Origin of the sequence: Rhizobium sp. RAF36 (genome assembly GCF_052114105.1) — a bacterium.
GTDB lineage: Bacteria > Pseudomonadota > Alphaproteobacteria > Rhizobiales > Rhizobiaceae > Rhizobium.
The window spans coordinates 165,723-189,036 of record NZ_JBFREC010000003.1; the positions used below are offsets into that span (position 1 = coordinate 165,723).

Sequence of the window (23,314 nt, forward strand, 5' to 3'; positions counted from 1 at the left end):
AAAACAATGGGCCCACGCCTATATGCGATGACATGCGGTTGGCTGACAATGCCATCCAAGCTTTTCCTGAGCGGCGGCGAGGGTTGGTTGGCTATCCCGGTACCGAGCTACCTGATCGTCCATCCAAAGGGCACTGCACTGTTCGACACCGGGCTTGAAACCGCCTTCAGAGCCTCGATCCCGAGGAAGTCAAGCGGACCCTGGGAAAGTTCGAGCCTCTGGTCAAACCCGAGTTCAAGGCCGGCGAAGATGTCGCCGAGCGTCTTAGGGCGTTTGGGGTCGATCCCGACAAGATCGACTACCTGATCAACTCACACCTGCATTTTGATCATTGCGGCGGTAATGAATTGATCAATAACGCTCGACTGGTTCTTCAAAAACGAGAGTGGATAGCGGCAACAACGCCTGAAACCATCGAACAGAATAGTTACTTGATCCGCCAGTATGATCTCGGTCATGACAGGCTCCCGGTCGATGGGGAGCATGATCTCTTCGGCGATGGGAGCGTCGTCCTCATTCCAACGCACGGCCATACTCCAGGTCACCAGTCGCTCAAGGTGAAGCTCGCGGACGGCGAGGTTATTCTTTCGGCCGACGCCTGTTACTTGCGCAAGGCCCTTGAAAAAATGGTGCTGCCAGATCCTGCGTTCGTCCGTGATGGGAAGGCAACGTTGGAGCGCTTTCGCCGATTGCAGAAGTTTCAGAACGACGGTGTTCTTGTCGTGTTTGGTCATGACCCCGAGCAGTGGAAGCACCTCAACAGCGGGCCGATAAAAGAGCTTTTTCACGCAACGGTGGCTGAGGCCGCGAGAGGACAGTGACTGTTGCATTTCACATCAATCAAGTTCAGACAAAAGATGGACCAGATCGTCATGAAGAATACCGAAAATCTCGCGCTTGTTCGAATACCGGCTGGCGAAGGCAGAGCGTTTTCTGTTGCAGGCGCGAATCTCACCTGGAAGGTTAGGAGCGGCGAGGCGAATGGAGACTTGTGCCTTTTCGAACAGGTCGTCGAACCTGGGGAAGGCGTTCCCCTCCACACACACAGTTATCCCGAAGCCTTCTACGTCGTCAGCGGTACCATCCACTTCGCATCAAGCGTCGCCTCGGGCGAGAGCTGGGACTGCAGTGTGGGCGACGTCGTCATTGCCCGGGCCAATACACCGCACGGGTTTTTTAACAAGGGCAGTGAGACAGTGCGTATGCTCAGCATTTCTGTGGCTGCGCATGAAAGGTTCTTCGACGCGGTTAAGGATGCCGACGAGCAGAAGCCCTTCTCGTCGCAGTCGCCAGCCGCAGCTCTTGAGCGTGTGATTGCCATCGGCGCAAAAACAGACACGCATTTCCTGCCGCTTTCCTCTGAGGAAAGCGCTCCCGAGGAGTAAGCTCATTTGAAAGCTGCCGTAGCCATTAAAGGCTGAAATTCTCCCTTTGCGTGAGAAGCCAGCAACGAATGGTGCGTTGTGCGAAGATGGGGCGTAAGGGAAGCTATGCCGGCGTCCGGATAATTGTTGCGCCGGATGCTCTCGCTGCGGCAACCGCCAAGACTGCCAAGCCTGACACAACCTTTAGGGAATATTCCCGTGAGCAAGATAAAGCGGAGGCCAACATGCTTATTAAACATCATCCTTATAACGGAATAGATCCCAGCAATTATGCGTCAAAACCGACGGAGCGCCAGAACAGCGCTAACGGATTTACCAACGTACTGGCAACCGCGAGCGGTACGAACTCTGCGGACGACGAAACCGCTGCTTTCACGGCAGCATTTACGCTGTCGACGTCAGGAACTCCTGCGGGTGTAGCTGGCCGCATCCAAAGTCTAAATACGTCCATTCCTCAAGCAATGAACGCCTTAGACTTCGATGGGGACGGCCAGCTTAGCTTAAATGATATGCTGAACGATCTTGCAAAAGCGAAGTCACTGCGCATGAAATTGCCGGAATAACGATGCAATAATTCATTCATCTGCAAAGATCTCGGGTCTAGATATCGTTTCTGCGACTTCTCTGGAGCGGGCAAGGCTGAACTTTCCCGCAGCCTGATGAGCGGCGGCTTTCTGTTCTTTAAAGCGATCTACGGACGAGCGAATGGTGTTGACATCCGCACCCAATCAAACCGTCGTTTACAGGCAGCTTATTCGAACCGCGAATGCCAAACGCGGACGGACTGCCGTCGGCCCCTTATCAGTCGTTCAGCGTGAAAGTAACTGACGTTCACCGTTGTGGACTTTCAGAGGGTTGTGTTCTCAGCAGCGGGTCGACGGTTCGTATCCTTTAAAGGCGGGATGCTCGAAAAGCTTAGGACGCCCAATACGGGACGTATCGCGCATTGCGCCTACCTTGGTCGGGATCCGCGGGCGCAATGCGATTGAGTTTGATGGATTCGCCGATGACGTACTCCTCCGGCGGGATTGAAAATCGCTCTCTAAGAGTGGCGTTACTCATGTAGTCATGGGTGAGCCAACGAAGGATGCAATGAAAAAAGCAGGCTCGCAGCTTTTCGGCCTTTGACATCTGGGCGAATGTTTTAGGCGCGAACAAAACGACACGCATTGAATTCTCGGACGAAATGAAGTCAGGAGGGGGCAGATCCCGCAAATCAGTTTAGCGTCCCCGTCAAAAAAACGGCGAGGGCCTGTCTGCGCCTTCCATTCCAGAGGGCGAAGCTTTTTCGTTTCAGGTGATGAAAGACGGCCCGCTGAAACGCAGGGCAAATCCAGATGTTTCGGCGACAAGGCAACTTGGTGAAACGCCGTTAGTCCTGTTTCAGGCCGGAAGGCGGAATGGGAAACGGGTCGCCCGCGAGCTTGTCCTGCATCTCGTTGTCGGTAGCCAAATTCTGACGATCCCGAAGAAACGCAGCGATATCGCCACCGCAGGCTTCAGTCAGCTCCTCGGCCGTATAGCCGGCCTCTTCAGCTTCGGCACGCAGGAGCTCGGCGTGCTGTTCGAATGCTGACGCATCTTCCTCGAAGCCGATTTCCGACCCCATATTGTCGAGCTTGTCCTCAAGCCAATCGCTGATCGTTTTCAGAACCTGCCTCCAATTATTGGGCGCTGTACCGATAGAGCATCCGGTCCTGAACCCTGCCAGTTCCGGCTACAGCCGCGGCAATGCGAACGGCGATGTCTCGATGCTCCCGCGCGGAAAGGTATCCCTCAAGAATTACGATCGGGCCGAGTATTCTGACCACGATACCGCTGCGGTCGAGCGTCGGGTCGGCGGCCCATGCCGCATCGATCGCGGCACGCATGGACGACGAGTTAGTCCCGGCTGCGCAGCACTGAATGCCTCCTGAAGAGGGATTTCGGTTTTCAAGGCCTGGCGGTAAGTGTGAAGATAGTCGTTGATAGCGGCACCTACGGCGTCGCGGTTGACGATCTTCGTTTGGAAGTCAATTAACGGGTAAGACGGGCCAGCCCGTACAACCCAGCCATTCTTCGTTTGGGCCTCGTGAATCAGGCCGCATCGAATGTCTTTATAGAAATCCTCGGCATTGGCTTGGGTCGGAAACGATTCGGAAAAAGCAGGAGTGTGACGCAGAAAATCCACAAAGAGGCGCTTGCTGGCCCCGTATTCGAAGTTGGTGCCCCATGTTGCGCCTTGTCGGTAGTTCCAGCCCAAGCGAAGAGATGCCAGAAATTCCAAGATCGAACACTGGATCGTCAGGATCAAAAACCCTTCGCCTTTCAGAACGCGGCTTGCAACGATGGCTTCAATCGGATCGAGGTATCGCACCTTCAGCCTGTTATCTAAGCACAACCGAATAGCGGCATCCCAGTCCCCAGGGGAGGCGTTCGCGCCCCAGCTCAACCGGATTTCTGGCCATGCCTTTGGGAAGAAGTCAGCTTTGGATGGCATGCTTGCTCACTCTGATAGATTGGGGTCACACGTTTTCGGTGCTCTTACTTCGAGAGCTGCTTACCGATCGCTCCTAGACAGCCAGCGAAGTCCTCGACGATCTGCCCGCTCCTTTGGCGCTGGCCGTTCTCGTCGGTGGCGAGGACAGCGAGATCAAGCGGAAGTCTGATGTCCGAGCTGCCACCCATCTGGTTGAAGGCCACTGTGATTTTGTGAGTCTTCATCGCTTCGATGACGATTGCCAACGTCGGGTTCACCTGGAAGATGGAGAACAACCCTCCTGGCACATCCGACTGGGCGGCGCTGACGAGACTATCGAGATTGGTGGTGTAGTCGGAGCCGATCAGATAGGCGCGGGTAGGGGACGAAGGCTTCGACGTCAGTTCCCCATTCACCTGGGCCACCTCGTTGACGACCACCTTCACGATCGATCCCAGCGGCGTTTCGGGGCCACCGCTGTGCATGAAGCCGACAGCGCCTGACACCTTGATAAAGCGGCCCTGTCGATAGGAGTAGTCGCGGACCATAGCATCGAACACGAGTTGGCAACCCGATAGCTTGCCTTCCTTCATGTACGGCATGCTCGACACGTCCAGCGTGCCAGCGATCCTATCCAGCATGATATCAAGCTGAGGCGATTGCGCTTGTGCGGGAAGTCCAGCCAGCGTTGTGATCGCGATTTGCAAAATGCAGGCAAGGGAAAGGCCTCTCATTGTCAAGGCCGCCCAGGCGTCTTGAGTTCGAGCATCGAGGGATCTGGGAGAAGCCGCGCCAGCTCTTGCTCGTCGTGGATGCCGAATTCGAACCAGTCGACCAGCATCTTCGCTGTGACCTGACCTTCGTCGGTGGCCTTGTCACAAGAGTGCTCCGCGCACCAATCGGACAGGATGCGATCCAGTACCTGCATCGTTTCCGCGCTCAACGGCTCTCTCGGCCAGTCGGTCTGAGCCATGTCATTCCCCCAGCTTGCCGTCACCGTATCGACTGGGAACCGAAGCGCTATAGCGCGGTGGCAACACTCGCTGCCAAATGGTCTGGATTTCGGGGGCCGGTTGAGATGAGGTCGAACGGAACGGGCGGAGGGCCGAATGACCATGCGTTTCGCCGCCGGCACAAAACCGATCTCGTCCAGCGCCGATCCGAGCGACTGAGAGCCGACCAGTTTCGTCGGAGATAATGGGCCGGAGTTGTCGGGATCGCTTTTCAACATATCGACGTAGTAGCACAGAAGCAGTCGACCGGGTACCAACACGCCCGCCTTCTTTAGCACATTGAGGTCGGCCTCGACGCTCAACCCTTAGATGCCCGACGTAAATCTTCGTCGATTAACCGTTGCGTACTTCCCAAGCTGCCCACAGATTGGCAAGGTATGATTACTGTAGAGGATGGAGATAGACCATGCCGAGGCGTCGACGATCTCTGGTGGACAGGGCCGCGGTTGCGGCCGTCTCCTCATTGAATTCTCCCTACTGAACAGGCGGAGAGCCCATGTGCCCCAGCGATGAGAGTTCGGCCCCGCCTACCTGTCGGTCGATACATTTCAACACGCGCAATTTCAGGCTTCATGAACAGTTCGACGCATGGCAGGAACTCGCGAATCCCATACTTGACCTCAAGAATCTGAAGCCGAATGTTGGAGAGGGCTACGCCGCAGAAATGACGGCGTACCAGTTAGGCGAATTCATTCTATCCAACGAAACCTTCGACCCGATGGCATACGAAATCGGACCAGCGGCTGTCAGGCGCGCCGATCTCGATCATTGGGTGATCAGCGTGAACAGGGGTGGGATGTCCGTCATGGAAGCTGGGGGTGATGTTTTGACCACCCCGGCTGGTGCCATTTCTGTTCGATCCCTAGCGATGCCGCTGCGCGGTGAGGCTACCGTGCAGAATATGTTGTTCCTTTATGTGCCGCGTAGACTTTTTCCCGAAAGGGCCGCCGCGTTCGACGCCTCCATAAGAAACGGGCTTCGTCCGGCGTTCGCTGCAATGCTGAGGGATTATCTGATTTCTCTGGAAAGACAGGTGGCATTCGTGCCGCTTGGAGACCTTCAGGATATTTCCGAGGCAACCAAGGCGATGCTGAGGTGCTGTATCGCCCCCGATCCCGATGCCGTTCATGAAGCCGGGGGGCCTTTTTCCGCAACACTGCTTGATCGTGCGCGAAGGCATATCAGGTCGAACCTGAACTCTCCCACGCTTTGCGCTGAGGAGCTTTGCACGGTTCTCAGGATGTCGCGCTCTCAGCTCTACCGTCTTTTCGAGCGCAACGGCGTAGCTTCTGAAATCCGAACGCAGAGGCTCGTCGCCAGCCACAGGTCGCTGTCAGACGCCGGATCGCGAAAGCCGATCTACGCCATCGCAAGCGAGTTTCACTTCTCTTCCCCAGAGGAGTTTTCGAAGGCGTTCAGGCGCGAGTTTGGCTACGCTCCGAGCGAGGCAAGGGGAAAACGCCTTCCCGTTGGAAGGTCAAGCCCTGGTGGTCCGGGCGGGGCGTTTTGCGAATGGCTGGTTAACCTTCAGGTTGATTGAGACGACAGCACAGGATTTGGGACGCGATCCCATAGTGCTTTGATTCCAGACTGGTAGACTTTGACCGCATGAATGGGGGTTCAATGTCAAAATCGTTTTGGATACCGTTTGGCGCGGCACTTCTGATGACCTCTGCACTGCTGCCTGCCTTCGGGTGCCTTGCTGCAGACGCGCTTCCCGTCACCGCCCCAAGCCCGACTGAGCGCGATCCGGACCGTGTTACATTCGCGTTCTCGCCCTATCTCTGGATCGCGGGGATCACGGGTGATACCGCTGTGTTCGGTCTTCTCGAGGTGCACAGCAGCGAAAGCTTCGGCGACATACTAAAGGACGTCGATTTCGGTTTCATGGGAGCCGGAGAGCTGCGCTATGGCGACTTCAGCGTCCTGACGGACGTTTCATACGCGCGTGTCACTTCCGACTCCGCTACGCCGCGCGGCGTGTTGGCGGACTCTGTCGACCTCAAACAGGAGACCTTCAGCGCGATGCTTGGCGTCGGCTACACCCTGATCGGCGACGAGGAGAGCAGGCTCGACGCCGTCGTAGGTGCCAAGCTTTGGTGGACGGAGACCACGATATCTTTCACCGGAGGACCGCTGGGCGGTGTCTCTGGAACGGATGAAGCCACATGGGTCGACGGCCTGGCAGGCTTCCGCGGCGTCTACTCCATCACCCCGGAAATCTATCTGACCGGATGGGGCTATATCGGAGCGGGCGGGGCAGACCTCGACTGGGATGTCATGGCTGGCGTTGGTTACAAGTGGAAGGAGTCGATCTCCGCTGTCATCGGCTACCGAGCGCTCGGCGTCGACTACTCCAACGGCAGCCTGACAAACGACATCGTTGAACATGGGCCCATCCTCGGGGTCGTCTTTCGGTTCTGACACGTAGCCCCGCCGCCGCCAGCTTTCTTCTCGATGTGGAGTTTTTTCCCTGAATACGGGCAAAAATGGAGACGTTTGATGCGTAGACGACTTGTTGCTCTTGCTTTCGCATTCGCGCTGACGACAACGTTAGGGAATGGAGGCCTGTTCTCGTGGCCAAGCACCGCCCGAGCCCACGGCTTCACCGCCGATGAACTCCACGATCGTGCCCTCTACCGCAGGGCGGTCGAAGCAGTCATCTGGGGCATGCCTGCGGTCAACTACGACCTCATGCTGCAGGAGATGTTGACCAAGACCAAGGGCAAGCCCGGCGAGGTGATCTATTGGGGCAAGGCGCTCGACTGGACGAACCAGACGCTGACACCCAATCCCGACACGCTCTATCTGATGACGTTCTTCGATACGCGGAATGGGCCCATGGTGATCGAGGTTCCGCCAGCAAACGGCGGGTCGCTGAATGGCAACATCGTCACCGTATGGCAGATGCCGCTTGAAGATGTCGGGCTGTTGGGCGTCGACAAGGGCGCGGGCGGCAAGTTTGTGATCCTGCCACCCGGCTACTCCGGAAACGTGCCTGAGGGTTTCAGCGCATTGCAATCCGATACGTTCGGCGGCTACGCGCTGCTGCGCTCGAATTTGGCAAGCCACGGCGATGAAGACGTCGCCAAATCCATCGAATACGGTAAGAAGATCAAGGTCTACCCCTTGGCGCAGGCCGACAACCCGCCGCCGACCGTCTTCACCGATGTCAAGGACGTCCTGTTCGACTCCACGATCCGCTTTGACTCGACCTTTTTCGAGCATCTCAATCGCATTGTTCAGAACGAGCCGTGGATCACCCGCGATGATGCGATGATCGATCCGTTGCGTACGCTCGGAATAGAGAAGGGCAAGCCTTTCAAACCTGATGCCAAAACCCGCTTCCAGCTCGACGCCGCCGCCGTAGAAGCGAAGGCCTGGCTTGACGCAAAATACGAAGCGGGATGGACCTCCTTCTACGAAGGCACGCACTGGCGACCTGCGGCGATACCTGAACTGGCCAAGGCCGCGCAGGCTGGATATGCCCTGCCGGACGCCTACCCGACGGACGCAAGAGCCGTGATCTACACCCTTGGCTACATCGGTATCAAACGGCTTGGGACTGGGCAGTTCTATCTCCTCACTGCAAAGGACAAGGCTGGCGATGCTTTGGATGGCGCGCAGACGTACAAGCTGACGGTGCCGCCCAATGCTCCGGTGGATCAATACTGGTCCGTCACGGCTTACGATCGGCAGACGCACGGGTTGGTCCGGAACATGGAGCAAGCAAGCCGCGCCTCAAATGCGGCCGATGTTCAGAAAAACGCCGACGGTTCAGTCGACCTCTACTTCGGAGCGAAGGCCCCAGCGGGCAAGGAGTCGAACTGGGTTCCCACCGATCCGCTACGCGAGTTCGAGCTGATGGTCCGCGTGTACGGTCCGAAGAAGGAATTCTTCGAAAAGGCATGGAGCTTGCCGGACGCGGAGAAGGTTTCGGCTCGGTAACTCGGGGCGCGGGACAGGACATGCCTGCACAAACGCACTGACAAGCAGCTTCGACCGACCCACGTCACGGTGGTCATTGAAAATGGAGCAGACGATATGAGATCGACCCATCGCGCAATCGGAGTTTTGGCCTTCTTCGCTGTGACAGCGTACCCATGGGCTGGATCATCCCTTGCCCAGGACTACGAGTTCAAGGGAGGCTATCCCACGGCGGCAACAGTGCAGAAAGCATCGGACGAGACCGATCTCAACCGCGCAATCCACGCCTATCGGTTCTTCTATCCGACGGTGTCCAGTGCGGCGATCTTCCGGGAGATGAAACGGCTCGGTGTGCAGCCCAACAAGGTGTTTGGGTTCATGGACACCCAGCCCCGCCACGTCGGCTTCACGCTGAACTCCGACACACCATACGGCGGCATGCTCCTCGATCTCAATGTCGGTCCGCTGGTCATCGAACTGCCGCCCGGTCCGCTCCTCGGTGCTGTCCTCGATATCAACCAGCGCTGGGTAGCAGATATGGGCGTTCCTGGCCCGGACGGTGGCAAAGGTGGAAAGCACCTGCTTCTACCGCCCGGATACGAAGGGAAGGTCCCTGATGGCTACTATGTCGCTCGGGCAACGTCGTTCCAGGTGATAGCGGGGATGCGCGCTCTGCCTGAGGCAGGCGACGTGCAAGGAGCGATCAAACGTCTCCAGACCATTAAGGTTCATCCCTTGGACACCTCGATCGCCTGGACCGAGCCGACATGGATAGACCAAACGCCGATGCCGCAAGACCAAACCCCGACAAAGATCGAGGATAAGCTGGAATACTGGCAGATGCTCCATGACATCGTAGACGCCGAACCGCCGCTACAGGATGAGCGGACGCACTACGGCGATCTTGCCGCGCTTGGCATCATCAAAGGACAGCCTTTCAATCCAGACCAACGAATGAAAGGCATTCTCGAACGGGCAGCGAAGGAAGGGTCGGCGCAGATGCGCGTCGAATCTTTTGCAGACCAGCGTCCAGACCGGATGGTGTGGCCCGACCGCCAATGGCAGTGGGCCTCCCTACGTTTTGAGAACGGGACCTGGGATACGGCGGGCTACCGGGATATTCACGCTGCCGACAAATGGTTCTATCAGGCGATTGCCACGTCTCCCGCCATGTTTCGACGCGATCCTGCAGCCGGCTCGCTCTACTGGCTCGGGCTTCGCGATAAAGGTGGCGACTACCTCGACGGCGGCAAGAGTTACAAACTCAGCGTTCCGCTTCCCGTTCCTAACCGCCTCTTCTGGTCGGTGACGGTCTACGATGCCGAGACGCGCAGTCAGATACAGACGGATCAGGCGAAGGCCGCCCTGCGGTCCCTGTTCGAACTCAAGGACCTCAAGGGCGAAAGTGTCGATCTTTATTTTGGTCCCGATGCACCCGCCGGACACGAGGGCCGCTGGATCAAGACGACGCCGGGAAAGGGCTGGTTCGTCTATTTCCGGATTTACGGTCCGCAACCCTCCGCTTTTGATGGAACGTGGAAGCCAGGTGATTTCGAGTTGTCCAAATAGGCCGAGCGCAATGGTCACGCTGGTGTGGCAGCTCTGCTCCAGAATGCGTTGCAAAAAGGAGCTTCTTACGGGAACGATTTTCGTGTCTCGGCCCCGGCAGATCGATTGAAGCTTGGAGGATGCCGATGAGTGGATTGGATATTTTCGCGTGGCTCGTGTTGATCGTCCTCGTCGCGAGTTCAGCATTCGTCGTAGCCTTCATGGCAATGCTTCCCGGCATGATTGCCAGGCGGCGGAACCACCCATGGAAGGACGCGGTCGCCGTCGGCGGCTGGGTGACTTTGTTCTTTGGCTTCGTCCTGTGGCCCATCGTGTTGATATGGGCATATGTGGATTTTCCGCATTCTGCAGAGCGGGAGACAGCCGGATGATCGTCTTGTTGTTGAATGCCTATCTGCTTCTTCTCTTCATTCTCGTGAAAACCAAGGTCATCTCCTTCAATCTTTTCTGGAAGGCATCTCCCGTTCTGGTTCTCCTGCTCTTGTTGGTCGGGTTATTCATTCCAATGGGTTGGGGTGCGCCGCAGGGGAATGCCCTTGTTGTCCGGAATTCTGTTGCGATAGTGCCGGACGTGGCAGGGGAAGTTACCGAGGTGCCGGTCGTCGCCAACACGCCGATTAAGGCCGGCGACATCCTCTTCAAAATTGACGCATTGCCATATCAGGCGAAGCTGGACGCCTTGGAAGCGCAGCTCGCTCTCAACCAGCAACGCCTCGCAGAAACCACACGGCTTCAGACCAGCGGTGCCGGAAGGGCATATGATGTCGAGCAACGGCAGGCCGAGGTGGAGCAACTTACGGCCGAGATCGCAGGCGCTCAATGGGAGCTGGACAAGACCGTCGTCAAAGCGCCTGCCGATGGATATGTCACCAATCTGGCACTTCGCAAGGGAGCCCGCGTCGCAAACCTACCCCTGTCTCCGGTCATGGCGTTCATCGATACTTCCGACACAATCATAGGAGTCGAGATTCCCCAGATAGACGCACGCTATATCGAGCCTGGACAACCAGTTGAGGCGACATTCAAGTTCGCCCCGGGCAGGGTTTTCACAGGAAAGGTCGAAACGATCATCGCGGCTGTAGCGACGGGACAGGCGCGCGTTTCTGGTCTGGCCATTGAACCGGGGACAATCCAAACGCTACCGTTTGGTGTCCGAATTAGGCTTGACGACAGCTCCTTTGCCGCGAGGCTTCCGGCGGGCAGCAGCGGGACCGTCGCGATATTCACTGACAGAGTGAAGGCCGCGCACGTCATCAGGCGGGTTCTGCTGAGACAGGTCGCAATCATGAACTATGTTAACCCGTTTTAGGGGCATTTCCGCAGAGTCCTGCTTGAAGCGCCAGTAAGCGAATTTTGCAGTGGGCTCTCTTCACCGCGCATTCGGAGCGATTTCGACAGGAGACATCAATGTTTGTCCGATCAACGCTGTTTTCCCGGAGCGACATCTGGAAGATCGTATCGCTCTCCCAAATCTTGGTGGAGATCGCAGTTATCACCTCAACGCAGGCATTCGCTGAAACAGATGCTCTCCCTTCCTGGAACGATACCGCCACGAAGAAGGCCATCGTCGAGTTTGTTACTAGGGTCTCGACCGAGGGTGGCGCTGACTTCGTTCCGAATGCCGATCGGACTGCTGCGTTCGACATGGATGGCACGCTCACTCCCGAACATCCGATGCCGATCGCGCTCATTCCTGTCCTCGCTGACATAAAGCTGAATGTCGAGAAGAACCCGTTGCTGGGCGCTCCGCCAGCCGTTGCCGCGTTGTTGAAAGGCGATCTGAAGACCGTCGTTGCGCAGGGGGAAGACGGACAGGTGGACATTATCGCTGCTGCGACGGATGGGAAAACCACGGAGGAGGTCGCGGCTAACGTCCGGCCAATGCTCGATAAAGCTATCTCCGAGAAGTTCGTCGTTCCATACACTAAGACGGCCTACAAACCGATGCGCGAACTCATTGATCTGCTGGAGGCAAATGGATTCACTGTCTACATCTGCAGCGGCAGCCCGATACTATTTACTCGAGAGATTTCCGAGGAAATGTTCGGTATTCCGCCGGAAAACGTAATGGGAACCTGGCTTGAAACGAAGCTGGGCGAGCGCGATGGAAGAACCGTCCTCGTTTATACCGGTAAGATCGGCCATCTGAATGACAAGGAGGGCAAGCCTGTGACGCTCAACCTTGCCATTGGCAAGCGTCCGGTCTTTGTCGGCGGCAACGAAGGCGGACGAGGCGACATTGCTATGATGCGTTGGTCTAGGGACAGGGATGGCCCGAGCTTCCAAATCTTGATCAATCACGACGATGCTGAGCGCGAGTTCGCATACTCGGAGTCCGACAGCTACTCGCTCGACGCCGCGAGACAGTTCGGATTTCATGTTGTCAGCATGAAAGATGACTGGAGGGAGATCATCGAAAAGTAGGCATCTTTAGACGAAACGTGGTCCGGCAGGCGACCGACGTCAACGCGATTGTCACCGATGTCGACACCCCGGGCGGGCCTGAACGGTATCGACCTTGTGAGAATGGCGGGTAGCGTCAGCCCGCACATTGATAGCAATTGTCGATCGAACGGGATCGACTTCGATAAGGCACTTCAATCGCTGAACCGGCATAAGGCTCCGTAGTACAGGGAATACAGCCCAAAAGCTCAGGGCTGCTGTATCGAGATCGTTCGACGCCATTGATCCAGAACCATATCCGATCAGCCTATCACACTGGGCGGCCCATAAGCGCGCGGTGGGTCAAGACCGGGCAAACGCGTCATGCAAGGGCTGGCGAAATGATTGCCATCGCCGACACATCGGTGCATAATAAGTGCATGCCTTGAACGGCGTCCGGGCGAGGGGGATTGTGCCACATTATGTGACACACGCACCGTACCAAAGAACTCATTGAAGCTAGAAAGCACAGTAAAAACAATGAACGCCAGGTTTTGCGATTCCCGCCCCCCGCTCCACGGAAGCCCGCTACCTGAACCCAATGATGCAGCAAGCCGGCTACCGCGTCATCACCATGGATGCCCGCGGCTACGGGGAGACTACGGCGAAGTGGAGCGATTACTCAGCGCGTGCCGTCGGTCGTGACGCCGTCGCAGTGCTGAAGAAGCTTGGCGCCGGCTCAGCCACCATCTTAGGCAATTCCTTTGCCGCAGGCTCTGCCTTATGGGCGGCACAGGATGCTCCCGAACAGGTAAACGGCGTCGTACTCCTTGGGCCGATCGTTCGCGATCTCGAAGTGTCTTTCGTCCAGAAGCTGGCCTTGGGCATTGGTTTTGCCGGACCTTGGCGCGTCGGGTTTTGGACCATGTATTGGGACAGCTTGTTTCCGACTAAAAAGACTGCGGACCATATTGAGGTCAAGGCGGCGATCACGAGAAACCTGCGGGAGCCGGCACGGATGGACGCCCTCCGCGCGATGATCAATCTTTCCAAGGCAGATACCGCGGCGATCCTAGAGAAGACCAAGGTGCCGGCCCTGATCGTCATGGGTACCAAGGACCCCGATTTCAAAGATGCCGCCGCCGAAGCCCATACGCTGGCCAGAAAACTCAATGCTGAGACCATGATCGTCGAAGGTGCCGGACATTATCCCCACACGGAAATGGCCGAACAGGTGACGCCGCGCATCCTGTCCTTCGTTCGGTCGCTGGCTGGCAGTGGCTCAAAGGCCACCTTGCGAGTGGTTGCGTAGGAGAGAAGATCCGTCTCGGTGTCACGGACCAGCTCTGCTGCCGCTTTCGCCATCGCGCTATCAGGGACCTTGATGCCAGCGACGACCTTCGTTTCGTTAGTCATTGGAAAACCTCATGATTTAAAGGTAAGCGGCACACCGGCGCCGATGCGGTCGATCACTCGCCGCAGGTTTCATCTTCCTCCTGTTTGCAGTATTCGATCAATTCGCTTCAGGGGCCAGATCCTGCCAACAAGGGGCGGAAATCTGCCATTGCGCTTCCCCCATCAAGCCTGGCCGGGGCCGCATCGTCGGTCGTGCCTTCACGCTTCGGTTTGTTCCTGCACGCAAAGACCTGGCGACACCGGAATCCTGGTCCTCTCCCAAGTCCACGCGCGCGGCCATCGAAGCCATGCCCGACGGTTGCATTGCGGTCGTCGACGCGATGGGCATCAAGGATGCCGGCATTTCGGCGACATTCTCTGAGCGCGTATGGCGAAACGGAACGTCGCCGCGCTAGTCACGGATGGCGTGGTGCGCGATCTTGACGGAGTGCTGGGGACAAACCTGCCGGTGTGGTGCTCTGGCGCGGCCGCTCCGTCCGTCGCCGGCTTGACATTCGTCGATTGGGACCAGCCCGTGGGCTGCGGTGGTGTTGCCGTATTCTCTAACGACGTCATCATCATCGACAACGATGGTGCTGTTGTCATCCCGGAAGCCATGATTGATGATATTCTCGAAGCCGCCACGGAGCAGGAGTGCCTGGAGGGCTGGATCATGCAAGAAGTCAACAATGGCGCAGCGCTGTCCGGCCTGTACCCTGCCAACGCCGAAAACAAGGCGCGCTACGAAGAGTGGAAGAAGAACAACGCCTGATAAACGGTCGTAGGGACGCCTGGGTCCGCGCTCGGCTCTGGCGCTTCTGAAAACATCAGGAAACTCGCAGAATGGAAATCCTGCTAATCGGTGTAGCCTCACCGCCCTTCTTTTACTTCGCTGTGTCGACGCAAGTTTGGTGAACTACCGACGCCGAAACTGGCGTCACGTCGAGGGCAGGTTCTAGCCACTCGATATGTTGCATGTGGTGAAAACGTCTATCCGACTGCTGTCGTCTCATAGTTGCTCGCGAGTGGCGATTCCATAGAAAAGTTGGTGCGGCTCGCGGGCGTCGATCTCGGAGGTATCGAAGCAGGGAGCTCAAGAAAGAATGGGGGACGGTTCTGACACACACAGATATGGGATATTTGACAAACTTTGCCAAAATTGAATATGATCCCTTCAAATGGAGGTTTCCGATGGCGACAATGAACGTATCTCTTCCAGACCCGATGAAGGATTGGGTGGAGGCGCAGGCCAGAACTGGGCGATATTCGAACGCTAGCGACTACGTACGCGACCTGATCAGACGCGACCAGACACGAAACGACAAGATTGCCGCCATGCAAAGTTTCGTCGAGGCCGGGCTCCAAAGTGGCGTTGGCATTCGATCAAAGGATGAACTCTTCGCTGAGGCGATGGCTCGTGCCGGCGAGTCATGAGTTTTAAGCTTTCTGTCGAGGCGGAAGAAGACATTATTGCGATCGCCGAGCAGGGTGCCCGTAGGTTCGGAGTAGATCAAGCAAAACGCTACCACGATGAACTTTTCGTATTATTTGATCTGATAGCTGCTAACCCACGCATCGCACGCGAACGGAATGAGATCGAACCGCCCGTCAGAATTCATCCCTTCAAAGCACATCTCATCGTCTATCGGGTTGAAGAAGATGAGAAAATTTTCGTAGTACGAATTCGCCATGGGCATGAAGATTGGGCAAGTATTTCAATGTAGCGCCACGGATGGAGCTGTGGGGTTTTGTATGCCTTTGGTTCGAATTGGTTCAAGGCGACTGAACTTCAACAGCAGGTGATGCAGCCGAATAGACCGCCGTGTTTTTCCGCGGCAGGCTGCGCCCTGATCAGGGGGCGAGGTCTGTCACGCGGATCCTGACTGGAATCCCCTTGTAAGCCGGTGTCCCTGATTTCCTGTCGTAGTCGGCCAACGCAATGACCTTATTCATTTCCGGGTAATATCCGGCAACTGAACCCGGCGGGATGTCATAAGCAACCGCAGTAAACCCGGCTACGGTTCTGCCACCAGTTTCCGAAATCGCTTCGATGTCGATAAGGTCGCCGTCGGCAAGACCACGCATTTCAAGGTCCTTGCGGTTCATGAAGATCACATCGCGACGACCGAAGACGCCGCGGTACCGGTCGTCGAGGCCGTAGATGGTGGTGTTGTACTGGTCGTGGCTGCGCAATGTGGTCAGCACGAGAGCATCGGGATCGCGCAAGCGCGCATCCTCATCGAGCCCCGGCGCGACGAGAAATTCGGCCTTGCCGGATGGTGTATTCCACACCCGTTCCGATGCGGCCACAGTTAGGCGAAAGCCACCGGGCGTTTTCACGCGGGTGTTGAAATCATGGAAATCTGGAAAGACGATCTCGATCTTGTCGCGGATCAGGCCGTAGTCGCCGGCCATGTCGTCCCAATGGATGCCATACCGGTCACCAAGCGTTGCTTTGGCCATGCCGGCAACGATCCAGGGTTCCGAGCGCAGATGGTCGCTTGGCGGCTTTAGGAATCCCCGCGACGCATGCACCATCGACATGGAATCCTCGACAGTGACGGACTGACGCCCCGACGCCTGAATGTCCAGATCCGTGCGGCCCAGCACCGGCAGAATGATCGACGTCTTTGCCAGGAGGAGATGTGAGCGATTGAGCTTCGTCGTAAGATGCACGGCCAGGTCGAGCTTGCGCATCCCGGCGAACGTCGCTTCCGGATCCGACATGGCGACGGCGAGATTACCGCCAAGGCAGACGAGGGCCTTTGACCTGCCGTCGATAATGGCTTCGATCGCCTCCACGGCATTGTGGCCCTTTTCCGAAGGTGGTCGAAAGCCAAAGGCTTTTTTCATGCCGTCGAGGAGGGCGGCATTTGGAATTTCCGTAATGCCAACCGTCCGGTCGCCCTGGACATTGGAGTGGCCGCGCAACGGGCATATACCTGCGCCCGCCCGGCCTATATTGCCGCGCAGCATCAGGAAATTGGCGAGTTGCTGTACGTTCGCAGTGCCATGGGCATGCTGGGTAATGCCCATGCCATAGCAGAGGATAACGTTCTTCGCCTTGAGATAAACATCGACGGCGCTGTCCAGCGCTTCAAACGACAGACCGGACTTTTCGATGATCTCAGGCCATTCGGTCTGCTCGACATCGGCTTTCAGCGCATCGAGGCCGGTCGTATGGGTGGCGATGAACTCGCGATCGAGCACGCCGGCTCTGCCGTCCGCGATCTCAACCGCGTCGCGCTCAAAGATACGCTTCATCAGGCCTTTGAGGGCGGCGAGATCGCCGCCGGTACGAACCTGGTGATAGGCGGACGCGATCGGCGTGGAGGAGAGGGTGGTCATCTCGATTGGGTTCTGCGGCGCTGCGAACCGCTCCAGTGCCCGCTCCTTGAGTGGATTGAAGACGACAATCGGCACGCCTCGGCGCGAAGCCTCGTGCAGCGTGGTCATCATGCGCGGATGGTTAGTGCCGGGATTGTGACCGAACGAGAAGATCGCGTCAGCATGATCGAAATCCTCAAGCGTCACCGTGCCTTTGCCAACGCCGATCGACAGCGGCAGGCCGACGCTGGTGGCCTCATGACACATGTTGGAACAGTCGGGGAAATTGTTGGTGCCGTAGGCGCGAACAAACAGCTGGAACAGGAATGCCGCCTCATTCGACGCGCGGCCGGAGGTATAGAACTCTGCCATGTCAGGGTCGGGCAAACTGTTCAGCCCGGCAGCGATGCGATTGAATGCGTCCTCCCATTCGATCGCGACATAGCGGTCACTGCCATGGTCGTAGATCAGCGGATGTGTCAGGCGGCCCTGGTCTTCAAGCTTGTGGTCGCTCCAGTCCCAGAGATCAGACACCGAATGCGAAGCAAAGAAATCGGGGCCGACGCGCTTGGCTGTCGATTCCCAGGTGATCGCCTTCGCGCCGTTCTCGCAGAATTCGAAAGAACTTGTGTGCTTTGGATCGGGCCAGGCGCAGCCGGGACAGTCGAAACCCTCGGGCTGGTTGGCCTTCAACAGTGTCGCCGCGCCCTCGGCGATGATCTGTTGACGGACCAGCGTTTTGGCAACGGCCTTCAGCGCGCCCCAGCCACCAGCTGGCGCTGTGTAACTCTCAATCCCATCCGGCCGCTTCTCGCTCATCGCAATTTCCCTTCATGGTATTCGATAGGTCTAGCATCGAACGCATCGATGCGAACCTAGACCGATGTATAGGTCCGAGTAGACGTCCATTGGGTGTGCGTGCAACGCCGTTGGACATAGCTTGCTCACATCAATTGACGATGGAGCAGGATAATGGAAAAGACAGAACAGATGCAGGGCAGTGTGGCAAGCGCCACCCACAATGATACGATCGGACAAGTAGCGCTGCTGGCCATGGCCGTCGCGGGCGGCATTGCAGTCGCGAACATCTATTACAATCAGCCGATGCTCGGCCTTATGGAGGCGGAATTCAGTCAGCAACCGATCACTGGCATGGTTCCGACGGCGACGCAACTCGGCTATGCCTTGGGATTGTTCCTGCTGCTGCCGCTTGGTGACCTCGTCAATCGCCGTCGCATGATCATCGGTCAGTTCGTGGTTCTGGCGGCGGCGCTGGCGCTCGCGGCACTTGCGCCGACTGCCTGGATGCTGGTCGTAGCCTCGGTTATCGTCGGCGTGTGTTCCACTGTCGCCCAGCAGATTGTACCCTTCGCCGCGTCTCTGGCCGCGCCGGAAAAGCGCGGCGCCACGATCGGAACGGTCATGGCAGGCGTGCTGTCGGGTATATTATTCAGCCGCACCCTGTCGGGCTTCGTCGGCGAACATGCCGGTTGGCGGGAGATGTTCTGGATCGCGGTGCCGTTCGCGCTCGTCGCCGCAGGCCTGATGTTGGCGGTGCCGCACCACCGGCCGACATCGACCCTACGCTATCATCAGGCGATCCGGTCGCTCGGCCAGCTGTGGCAGCGCCATCCGGCATTGCGAGCTGCAACGATCATTCAGGCATTCCTGTTTGCGTCGTTCACCGCCTTCTGGACCGTCCTGGCGCTCTATCTCGCGGGACCGAAGTACCAGCTCGGTGCGGACGTTGCGGGTCTGTTCGGTATCGTCGGTGCGGTCGGCATATTCGCAGCGCCGCTCGCAGGCCGGGTTGCCGATAAGCGGGGACCTCACTTCGTTGTCTGGCTGGGCGCCGCACTGACGATCGTCGCCTGGCTGATCTTCGGCGTCTGGGCATCGATCGCTTCCTTGGTTGCAGGCGTTATCGTGCTCGACTTCGGCATACAAAGTGCGTTGATTTCCAACCAGCACATCATCTATGCGCTCGATGCCGATGCGCGCAGCCGGCTCAATACGGTGTTCATGACCGGTATGTTTCTCGGTGGGGCGGCAGGCTCCGCCCTGGCGACATTGGCTTGGGGCGAGGGCGGCTGGCTCTCCGTCAGCTTGCTTGGCGCGGCACTCGGCATCGCAGCCTTCTCCGTTAAAATCTTTCATCATCGCCGGCATTCGCCAACGGTTATGGGACACTGAGGTGGGGACCATGAAACAGCTTCGCATCAGAATCGTCGGCGGCTCGCTCGCCGGTCTCTTTGCCGGCATCATGTTACAGCAGGCCGGCCACGATGTTCGCATCTACGAGCGATCGAAGAACGGTCTTGCCGGCCGGGGAGCGGGCCTGGTCGGCCAATCCGACCTTCTACATATCCTCCGGCTGATCGGCTGCGAGCATGTCGCGCGTGTCGGTGTGCTCGCTAAGGAACGCATCTATCTCAATAAGGATGGCAGCGTCGCCCAGACCGTCAACATGCCCCAGATGCAAATCTCATGGGACGTCCTTTTCGAAACGGTGGCCTCGCGTATCGCATCGGGGAGTTACCTGTTGGGGAGGGATGTCATCGACGTGTTGGATGGTGACAGTGGCGCCGAATTGGTCTTCGGCGACGGGTCGCGGGAGACAGCCGATCTTGTCATCGGCGCCGATGGTCTCGGCTCGGTGGTGCGGAAGGGCGCCAACCCGGAGGACTTCCAGAACGGATATTCCGGCTATGTCGCATGGCGCGGGCTGATCCCGGAAGCCAGTCTGCCCTCTAGCGCTGCTCTGCTTCTCGATCGGTTTTCATTTTATGTTCGGCCGGGGGTTCATATTCTCGGCTATCTGGTGCCGGGCTCGAAGGGCGAGATGAATATCGAGAGCAGGCGCTACAACTGGGTCTGGTATCGCAAGGTGCAGCCAAGCGAACTTGCCGGCACGTTCACCGATCTCTTTAAGCGGATGCATACGTTTTCGCTGCCGCGTGGCGGTCTGTCGGGCGACCGTCTGGAAGCCTTGCGTGCCGATGCGAGACAAATACTCCCGCCCCAATTTGCGCTGGCGGTTGAAGCGGAGCCGAGCCCGTCGATCCAAGGTATTTTCGACTACGAGGCACCCCGTATGATCGGTCGTTCAATCGTCTTGATCGGTGACGCCGCCTTCGTCGCGCGGCCGCACACCGCAATGGGCGTGTCGAAAGCAGCCGGCGATGTCATGGCGTTGAGTAACTGCCTGGCGTCCGCGGTTGACCTTGCTGCCGCCCTGCAGCGGTTCGAGGCTGATCGCAGCGTCGTCGGGCGGGAAATCGTTGCTTACGGTCGGCAGCTTGGTGCATCGGCAATTTGAGCGCCGACCGATTGTCTATCACGTTAGAGAATGACATTTAAACCCGTTGGCATCCGCCAGCGGGTCGTTTGATTTCAAGAAATCCGAATACTTCAGTGCGGGGTCTTCATCAGGCTGAGCGCAGCGTGGATCTGGGAGACGACGGCTGCACCTTCCCCGACTGCGGCCGCCACCCGTTTTGTCGATCCGGCCCTCACATCGCCGATGGCGAAAACATTCGGCAGGCTGGTCTCCAGCGGTAGGGGCTGGCGGGAAAAGCTGCAAAGCGCATCGAACGATTGGCCTGTAACGATAAAGCCTTTCTCATCGGTATGGACGCGGTTACTGATCCAACCTGCATTGGGATCGGCTCCGATGAACAGAAAAAGGTGATGGAGGCACAGCTGTCGTTCGCTGTTATCCAGCCGATTGCGCAGGGTAGCGGATTTCAGGCCGCCTGCGGGAGCGCCTTCGATCGCATCCACTTCGCAGTGCATGTGCAGTTCGACATTGTGGAAAGCCTTGATGCGATCGATCAGATATTGCGACATCGTCTCTTCGAGCGCGCGCCGGATGACGAGATGCAGTTTCCTGACCTGAGGTGCGAGAAAAGCGATGGCCTGGCCAGCCGAATTGCCGCCGCCGACCAGGGCGATTTCTTCGCCGGCGCAGAGTTTCGCCTCGATTGACGATGCCCAATAAGAGATACCATTGCCCTCGAAGCTCTCTATGTTGGCAATATTCGGACGCCGGTAATGCGCACCGGACGCAATGACGATTGATCGCGACGTCACGGCTTTTCCACCTGCGAGCTCCAGCGTCAGCACTCCGGTATCGCCCTCGGGCGCAATCAGGCTGTTCACCGCGACTGGCAAGACCATTTCCGCGCCGAATTTAAGTGCCTGGTTATAGGCGCGCCCGGCCAGTGCCTGGCCGGATATGCCGGTCGGGAAGCCGAGATAGTTTTCGATGCGTGAGGAAGCGCCTGCTTGTCCTCCCACCGAACGCTCGTCGATGACGATGACTTCGAGCCCTTCGGAGGCGGCATAAACGGCGGTGGCCAGGCCAGCGGGCCCGGCGCCGACAACGGCAACGTCATAAAGCTTGCCGGGCGTGAGTTCAGGCGTCATGCCCAGGCACGCTGCGGCTTCCGCATCGGTCGGGTTTTTCAGCACGGTGCCATTGGGGCAGACCATAAGAGGCAGCTCTGAGGCGAGGATGCCCAAGCGTTCGATCAACGAGCGGCCTTCACCCTCGGACAAAGAATCGAGCACGAGATAGGGAAAGGCGCTACGGGCAAGAAACCCTTGCAGGCGGGATAACGCGACATTGCCGGGAGCACCAATCAGAACCGAGCCTGCCCCGGCATCGATCAAACCGACACGACGCAGGATAAAGGCGCGCATGATAATCTCGCCGACATCCGCCGAGCCAATCACCAGGGCGCGAAGATGTGGTGCATCGAACGCAACCGCGGTGCAGCCGTCCAAACCGGCCCGTGCACCGGCCAATGTCGGGCGGCCCGAAAGTTGATTGACCTCGCCGGACAGCTGGCCAACGCCATGTGTGGTGATAGGCGCCTCATGCGACAGGCCATCATGGTGAAAGACATCCATTGATCCTTCAAGCACCAGCCAGGCAGGGGCTGCGTGATCTCCCACCCTATAGACAAAATCCCCGGCTTTGAAATGTTGTGGGTCGCCACTGGCAAAACGTTTTGCCGTGGCGATCTGATGGGGTTCAAGCACCGGAAACATCTGGTGCTGTCGGGTGCTGAGATCCGCCATGAATTCTCCCGTGGTTACAATGTCATCTGGCGAATGCCGATGGGCGCTTCCATTCAGTAATATCGCGGTATCGGACCACGTTGCGGCGTCTGATCCGGCAGATCGACCGTGATCTCGTCCACATAGCACCAACCCCAGCCCTCGGGCGGGTCGTAGCCCTCGATGACCGGATGCCCTGTCGCATGAAAATGCGCGGTCGAGTGACGGCCAGGCGACTGGTCGCAGCAGCCGACATGGCCGCATTCGCGGCACAGTCTCAGGTGAAACCACGCCTGTCCTGTTTCCAGGCATTCCTCGCAGCCGAGGGTTTTGGGCCGAACCGTCCGGATCGTCGATGTGTGATAGCAGCCGTGCGACATGGATTTACTCCTCGTTGGCATGTGGATCAGTGCTTCAGCGCTTGTTCGAGACACTGGACCAATTGGCTAAAATTTACGGGCTTGCCGAGAAAGGCAAAAGCGCCGCCACTCATCGCCGCCGCCCTTGTTTTATTGTCGCTATAGGACGTCATGAAGATCATTGGCGGCTTGCACGCATCCTGTTCATTCAACGCAGCCTGCAGCTCGATGCCATTGAGACCGGGCATTTTGACATCCACGAGCATGCAATCGATCGACGCGCGATCCTGCGCAGCGAGATACTCTTCCGCGGATGTGAACAGCCGGCTTTGATAGCCGCAGGACAAAATGAGATCGTCAAGCGCTTCGCGGATCGAACGATCATCGTCGACGATGGCTATGACTGGTGTTTTGTGCAATTTCTCTGGCCTTGCC

At 57.8% G+C, this 23,314-nt stretch carries 23 protein-coding genes and 1 pseudogene; 16 read left to right on the forward strand and 8 right to left on the reverse strand.

Annotated features, from left to right (window positions below):
* Positions 1–317 precede the first annotated feature (317 nt).
* From AB4Z25_RS12090 to AB4Z25_RS12100, 3 genes are all read left to right on the forward strand, one after another.
* Entirely contained in the window at positions 318–821 is a 504-nt protein-coding gene (locus AB4Z25_RS12090; RefSeq protein ID WP_442208335.1) for an MBL fold metallo-hydrolase, read from the forward strand.
* Positions 822–857: 36 nt separating this feature from the next.
* Entirely contained in the window at positions 858–1,385 is a 528-nt protein-coding gene (locus AB4Z25_RS12095) for a cupin domain-containing protein (protein ID WP_442208090.1), read from the forward strand.
* 68 nt (positions 1,386–1,453) lie between these two features.
* Positions 1,454–1,948: a hypothetical protein gene (locus AB4Z25_RS12100; RefSeq protein ID WP_112540105.1), complete on the forward strand. Its 495-nt coding sequence runs from the start codon at positions 1,454–1,456 to the stop codon at positions 1,946–1,948.
* Between the two features lie 809 nt (positions 1,949–2,757).
* On the opposite strand, the gene AB4Z25_RS12105 is transcribed toward AB4Z25_RS12100, so the two are convergent.
* From AB4Z25_RS12105 to AB4Z25_RS12120, 4 genes are all read right to left on the reverse strand, one after another.
* Positions 2,758–2,994, reverse strand: a complete 237-nt coding sequence (locus AB4Z25_RS12105; protein WP_112540261.1) for a hypothetical protein — start codon at positions 2,992–2,994, stop codon at positions 2,758–2,760.
* 174 nt (positions 2,995–3,168) lie between these two features.
* On the reverse strand, positions 3,169–3,864 hold the full coding sequence (locus tag AB4Z25_RS12110; RefSeq protein ID WP_442208091.1) for a hypothetical protein: 696 nt from the start codon (positions 3,862–3,864) through the stop codon (positions 3,169–3,171).
* A gap of 44 nt (positions 3,865–3,908) precedes the next feature.
* Positions 3,909–4,484: a hypothetical protein gene (locus AB4Z25_RS12115; protein WP_442208092.1), complete on the reverse strand. Its 576-nt coding sequence runs from the start codon at positions 4,482–4,484 to the stop codon at positions 3,909–3,911.
* Positions 4,485–4,579: 95 nt separating this feature from the next.
* Positions 4,580–5,158, reverse strand: a complete 579-nt coding sequence (locus AB4Z25_RS12120) for a hypothetical protein (protein ID WP_442208093.1) — start codon at positions 5,156–5,158, stop codon at positions 4,580–4,582.
* 194 nt (positions 5,159–5,352) lie between these two features.
* On the opposite strand from AB4Z25_RS12120, the gene AB4Z25_RS12125 reads away from it, so the two are divergent.
* The 11 genes and pseudogenes from AB4Z25_RS12125 to AB4Z25_RS12175 all read left to right on the forward strand — a co-directional run bounded on the left by AB4Z25_RS12125 (position 5,353) and on the right by AB4Z25_RS12175 (position 15,853).
* Positions 5,353–6,396, forward strand: a complete 1,044-nt coding sequence (locus AB4Z25_RS12125; protein WP_112540107.1) for a helix-turn-helix domain-containing protein — start codon at positions 5,353–5,355, stop codon at positions 6,394–6,396.
* A 125-nt stretch (positions 6,397–6,521) separates the two neighbouring features.
* A complete protein-coding gene (locus AB4Z25_RS12130) occupies positions 6,522–7,280 on the forward strand; it encodes a hypothetical protein (protein WP_442208336.1) in 759 nt (252 codons plus the stop codon).
* Positions 7,281–7,358: 78 nt separating this feature from the next.
* A complete protein-coding gene (locus AB4Z25_RS12135; protein WP_442208094.1) occupies positions 7,359–8,804 on the forward strand; it encodes a DUF1254 domain-containing protein in 1,446 nt (481 codons plus the stop codon).
* Positions 8,805–8,900: 96 nt separating this feature from the next.
* Positions 8,901–10,352, forward strand: coding sequence for a DUF1254 domain-containing protein (locus tag AB4Z25_RS12140; RefSeq protein WP_112540113.1), 1,452 nt, complete (start codon positions 8,901–8,903; stop codon positions 10,350–10,352).
* A gap of 125 nt (positions 10,353–10,477) precedes the next feature.
* Positions 10,478–10,723, forward strand: a complete 246-nt coding sequence (locus AB4Z25_RS12145; RefSeq protein ID WP_112540115.1) for a DUF3302 domain-containing protein — start codon at positions 10,478–10,480, stop codon at positions 10,721–10,723.
* The gene (locus AB4Z25_RS12150) at positions 10,720–11,661 is read left to right on the forward strand and encodes an HlyD family secretion protein (RefSeq protein WP_112540117.1); all 942 of its coding nucleotides are present in this window, start codon (positions 10,720–10,722) and stop codon (positions 11,659–11,661) included. Before AB4Z25_RS12145 ends, AB4Z25_RS12150 begins: the two co-directional genes overlap by 4 nt.
* Before the next feature lie 98 nt (positions 11,662–11,759).
* A complete protein-coding gene (locus AB4Z25_RS12155; RefSeq protein ID WP_442208095.1) occupies positions 11,760–12,776 on the forward strand; it encodes an HAD family hydrolase in 1,017 nt (338 codons plus the stop codon).
* A gap of 559 nt (positions 12,777–13,335) precedes the next feature.
* The gene (locus AB4Z25_RS12160) at positions 13,336–14,046 is read left to right on the forward strand and encodes an alpha/beta fold hydrolase (protein ID WP_112540121.1); all 711 of its coding nucleotides are present in this window, start codon (positions 13,336–13,338) and stop codon (positions 14,044–14,046) included.
* A 256-nt stretch (positions 14,047–14,302) separates the two neighbouring features.
* Positions 14,303–14,901: pseudogene (locus AB4Z25_RS12165) on the forward strand (ribonuclease activity regulator RraA); the annotation flags it as partial.
* Positions 14,902–15,320: 419 nt separating this feature from the next.
* Positions 15,321–15,563 (forward strand): type II toxin-antitoxin system ParD family antitoxin, encoded by a 243-nt coding sequence (locus AB4Z25_RS12170; RefSeq protein ID WP_442208096.1) that lies wholly within the window; start codon positions 15,321–15,323, stop codon positions 15,561–15,563.
* Positions 15,560–15,853, forward strand: a complete 294-nt coding sequence (locus tag AB4Z25_RS12175; protein WP_112540125.1) for a type II toxin-antitoxin system RelE/ParE family toxin — start codon at positions 15,560–15,562, stop codon at positions 15,851–15,853. The genes AB4Z25_RS12170 and AB4Z25_RS12175 overlap by 4 nt, the downstream gene beginning before the upstream one ends.
* Positions 15,854–15,980: 127 nt before the next feature.
* Here AB4Z25_RS12175 and AB4Z25_RS12180 read toward each other — a convergent pair whose 3' ends face one another.
* On the reverse strand, positions 15,981–18,275 hold the full coding sequence (locus AB4Z25_RS12180) for an FdhF/YdeP family oxidoreductase (protein ID WP_442208097.1): 2,295 nt from the start codon (positions 18,273–18,275) through the stop codon (positions 15,981–15,983).
* Between the two features lie 153 nt (positions 18,276–18,428).
* Here AB4Z25_RS12180 and AB4Z25_RS12185 point away from each other — a divergent pair, with 153 nt between their 5' ends.
* Together AB4Z25_RS12185 and AB4Z25_RS12190 are read left to right on the forward strand one after the other, a co-directional pair.
* On the forward strand, positions 18,429–19,649 hold the full coding sequence (locus AB4Z25_RS12185) for an MFS transporter (RefSeq protein ID WP_442208098.1): 1,221 nt from the start codon (positions 18,429–18,431) through the stop codon (positions 19,647–19,649).
* 10 nt (positions 19,650–19,659) lie between these two features.
* Positions 19,660–20,775: an FAD binding domain-containing protein gene (locus AB4Z25_RS12190; protein WP_442208099.1), complete on the forward strand. Its 1,116-nt coding sequence runs from the start codon at positions 19,660–19,662 to the stop codon at positions 20,773–20,775.
* Positions 20,776–20,867: 92 nt separating this feature from the next.
* Here AB4Z25_RS12190 and AB4Z25_RS12195 read toward each other — a convergent pair whose 3' ends face one another.
* Genes AB4Z25_RS12195 through AB4Z25_RS12205 form a run of 3 tightly spaced genes read right to left on the reverse strand, consistent with a single transcriptional unit; the run spans position 20,868 to position 23,298 of the window.
* A complete protein-coding gene (locus AB4Z25_RS12195; RefSeq protein WP_442208100.1) occupies positions 20,868–22,541 on the reverse strand; it encodes an FAD-dependent oxidoreductase in 1,674 nt (557 codons plus the stop codon).
* 53 nt (positions 22,542–22,594) lie between these two features.
* The gene (locus AB4Z25_RS12200; protein ID WP_442208101.1) at positions 22,595–22,900 is read right to left on the reverse strand and encodes a UBP-type zinc finger domain-containing protein; all 306 of its coding nucleotides are present in this window, start codon (positions 22,898–22,900) and stop codon (positions 22,595–22,597) included.
* Positions 22,901–22,926: 26 nt separating this feature from the next.
* A complete protein-coding gene (locus AB4Z25_RS12205; protein WP_442208102.1) occupies positions 22,927–23,298 on the reverse strand; it encodes a response regulator transcription factor in 372 nt (123 codons plus the stop codon).
* Between the last annotated feature and the right edge of the window lie 16 nt (positions 23,299–23,314).

Excerpts from the sequence above, each read along its gene's own strand:
- AB4Z25_RS12095 (WP_442208090.1), top strand. The coding sequence starts at position 858 with ATGGACCAGATCGTCATGAAGAATACCGAAAATCTCGCGCTTGTTCGA.
- AB4Z25_RS12100 (WP_112540105.1), top strand. The coding sequence starts at position 1,454 with ATGGTGCGTTGTGCGAAGATGGGGCGTAAGGGAAGCTATGCCGGCGTC.
- AB4Z25_RS12105 (WP_112540261.1), bottom strand. The coding sequence starts at position 2,994 with ATGGGGTCGGAAATCGGCTTCGAGGAAGATGCGTCAGCATTCGAACAG.
- AB4Z25_RS12110 (WP_442208091.1), bottom strand. The coding sequence starts at position 3,864 with ATGCCATCCAAAGCTGACTTCTTCCCAAAGGCATGGCCAGAAATCCGG.
- AB4Z25_RS12115 (WP_442208092.1), bottom strand. The coding sequence starts at position 4,484 with ATGCTGGATAGGATCGCTGGCACGCTGGACGTGTCGAGCATGCCGTAC.
- AB4Z25_RS12125 (WP_112540107.1), top strand. The coding sequence starts at position 5,353 with ATGTGCCCCAGCGATGAGAGTTCGGCCCCGCCTACCTGTCGGTCGATA.
- AB4Z25_RS12130 (WP_442208336.1), top strand. The coding sequence starts at position 6,522 with ATGACCTCTGCACTGCTGCCTGCCTTCGGGTGCCTTGCTGCAGACGCG.
- AB4Z25_RS12135 (WP_442208094.1), top strand. The coding sequence starts at position 7,359 with ATGCGTAGACGACTTGTTGCTCTTGCTTTCGCATTCGCGCTGACGACA.
- AB4Z25_RS12140 (WP_112540113.1), top strand. The coding sequence starts at position 8,901 with ATGAGATCGACCCATCGCGCAATCGGAGTTTTGGCCTTCTTCGCTGTG.
- AB4Z25_RS12145 (WP_112540115.1), top strand. The coding sequence starts at position 10,478 with ATGAGTGGATTGGATATTTTCGCGTGGCTCGTGTTGATCGTCCTCGTC.
- AB4Z25_RS12150 (WP_112540117.1), top strand. The coding sequence starts at position 10,720 with ATGATCGTCTTGTTGTTGAATGCCTATCTGCTTCTTCTCTTCATTCTC.
- AB4Z25_RS12155 (WP_442208095.1), top strand. The coding sequence starts at position 11,760 with ATGTTTGTCCGATCAACGCTGTTTTCCCGGAGCGACATCTGGAAGATC.
- AB4Z25_RS12160 (WP_112540121.1), top strand. The coding sequence starts at position 13,336 with ATGATGCAGCAAGCCGGCTACCGCGTCATCACCATGGATGCCCGCGGC.
- AB4Z25_RS12170 (WP_442208096.1), top strand. The coding sequence starts at position 15,321 with ATGGCGACAATGAACGTATCTCTTCCAGACCCGATGAAGGATTGGGTG.
- AB4Z25_RS12175 (WP_112540125.1), top strand. The coding sequence starts at position 15,560 with ATGAGTTTTAAGCTTTCTGTCGAGGCGGAAGAAGACATTATTGCGATC.
- AB4Z25_RS12180 (WP_442208097.1), bottom strand. The coding sequence starts at position 18,275 with ATGAGCGAGAAGCGGCCGGATGGGATTGAGAGTTACACAGCGCCAGCT.
- AB4Z25_RS12185 (WP_442208098.1), top strand. The coding sequence starts at position 18,429 with ATGGAAAAGACAGAACAGATGCAGGGCAGTGTGGCAAGCGCCACCCAC.
- AB4Z25_RS12190 (WP_442208099.1), top strand. The coding sequence starts at position 19,660 with ATGAAACAGCTTCGCATCAGAATCGTCGGCGGCTCGCTCGCCGGTCTC.
- AB4Z25_RS12195 (WP_442208100.1), bottom strand. The coding sequence starts at position 22,541 with ATGGCGGATCTCAGCACCCGACAGCACCAGATGTTTCCGGTGCTTGAA.
- AB4Z25_RS12200 (WP_442208101.1), bottom strand. The coding sequence starts at position 22,900 with ATGTCGCACGGCTGCTATCACACATCGACGATCCGGACGGTTCGGCCC.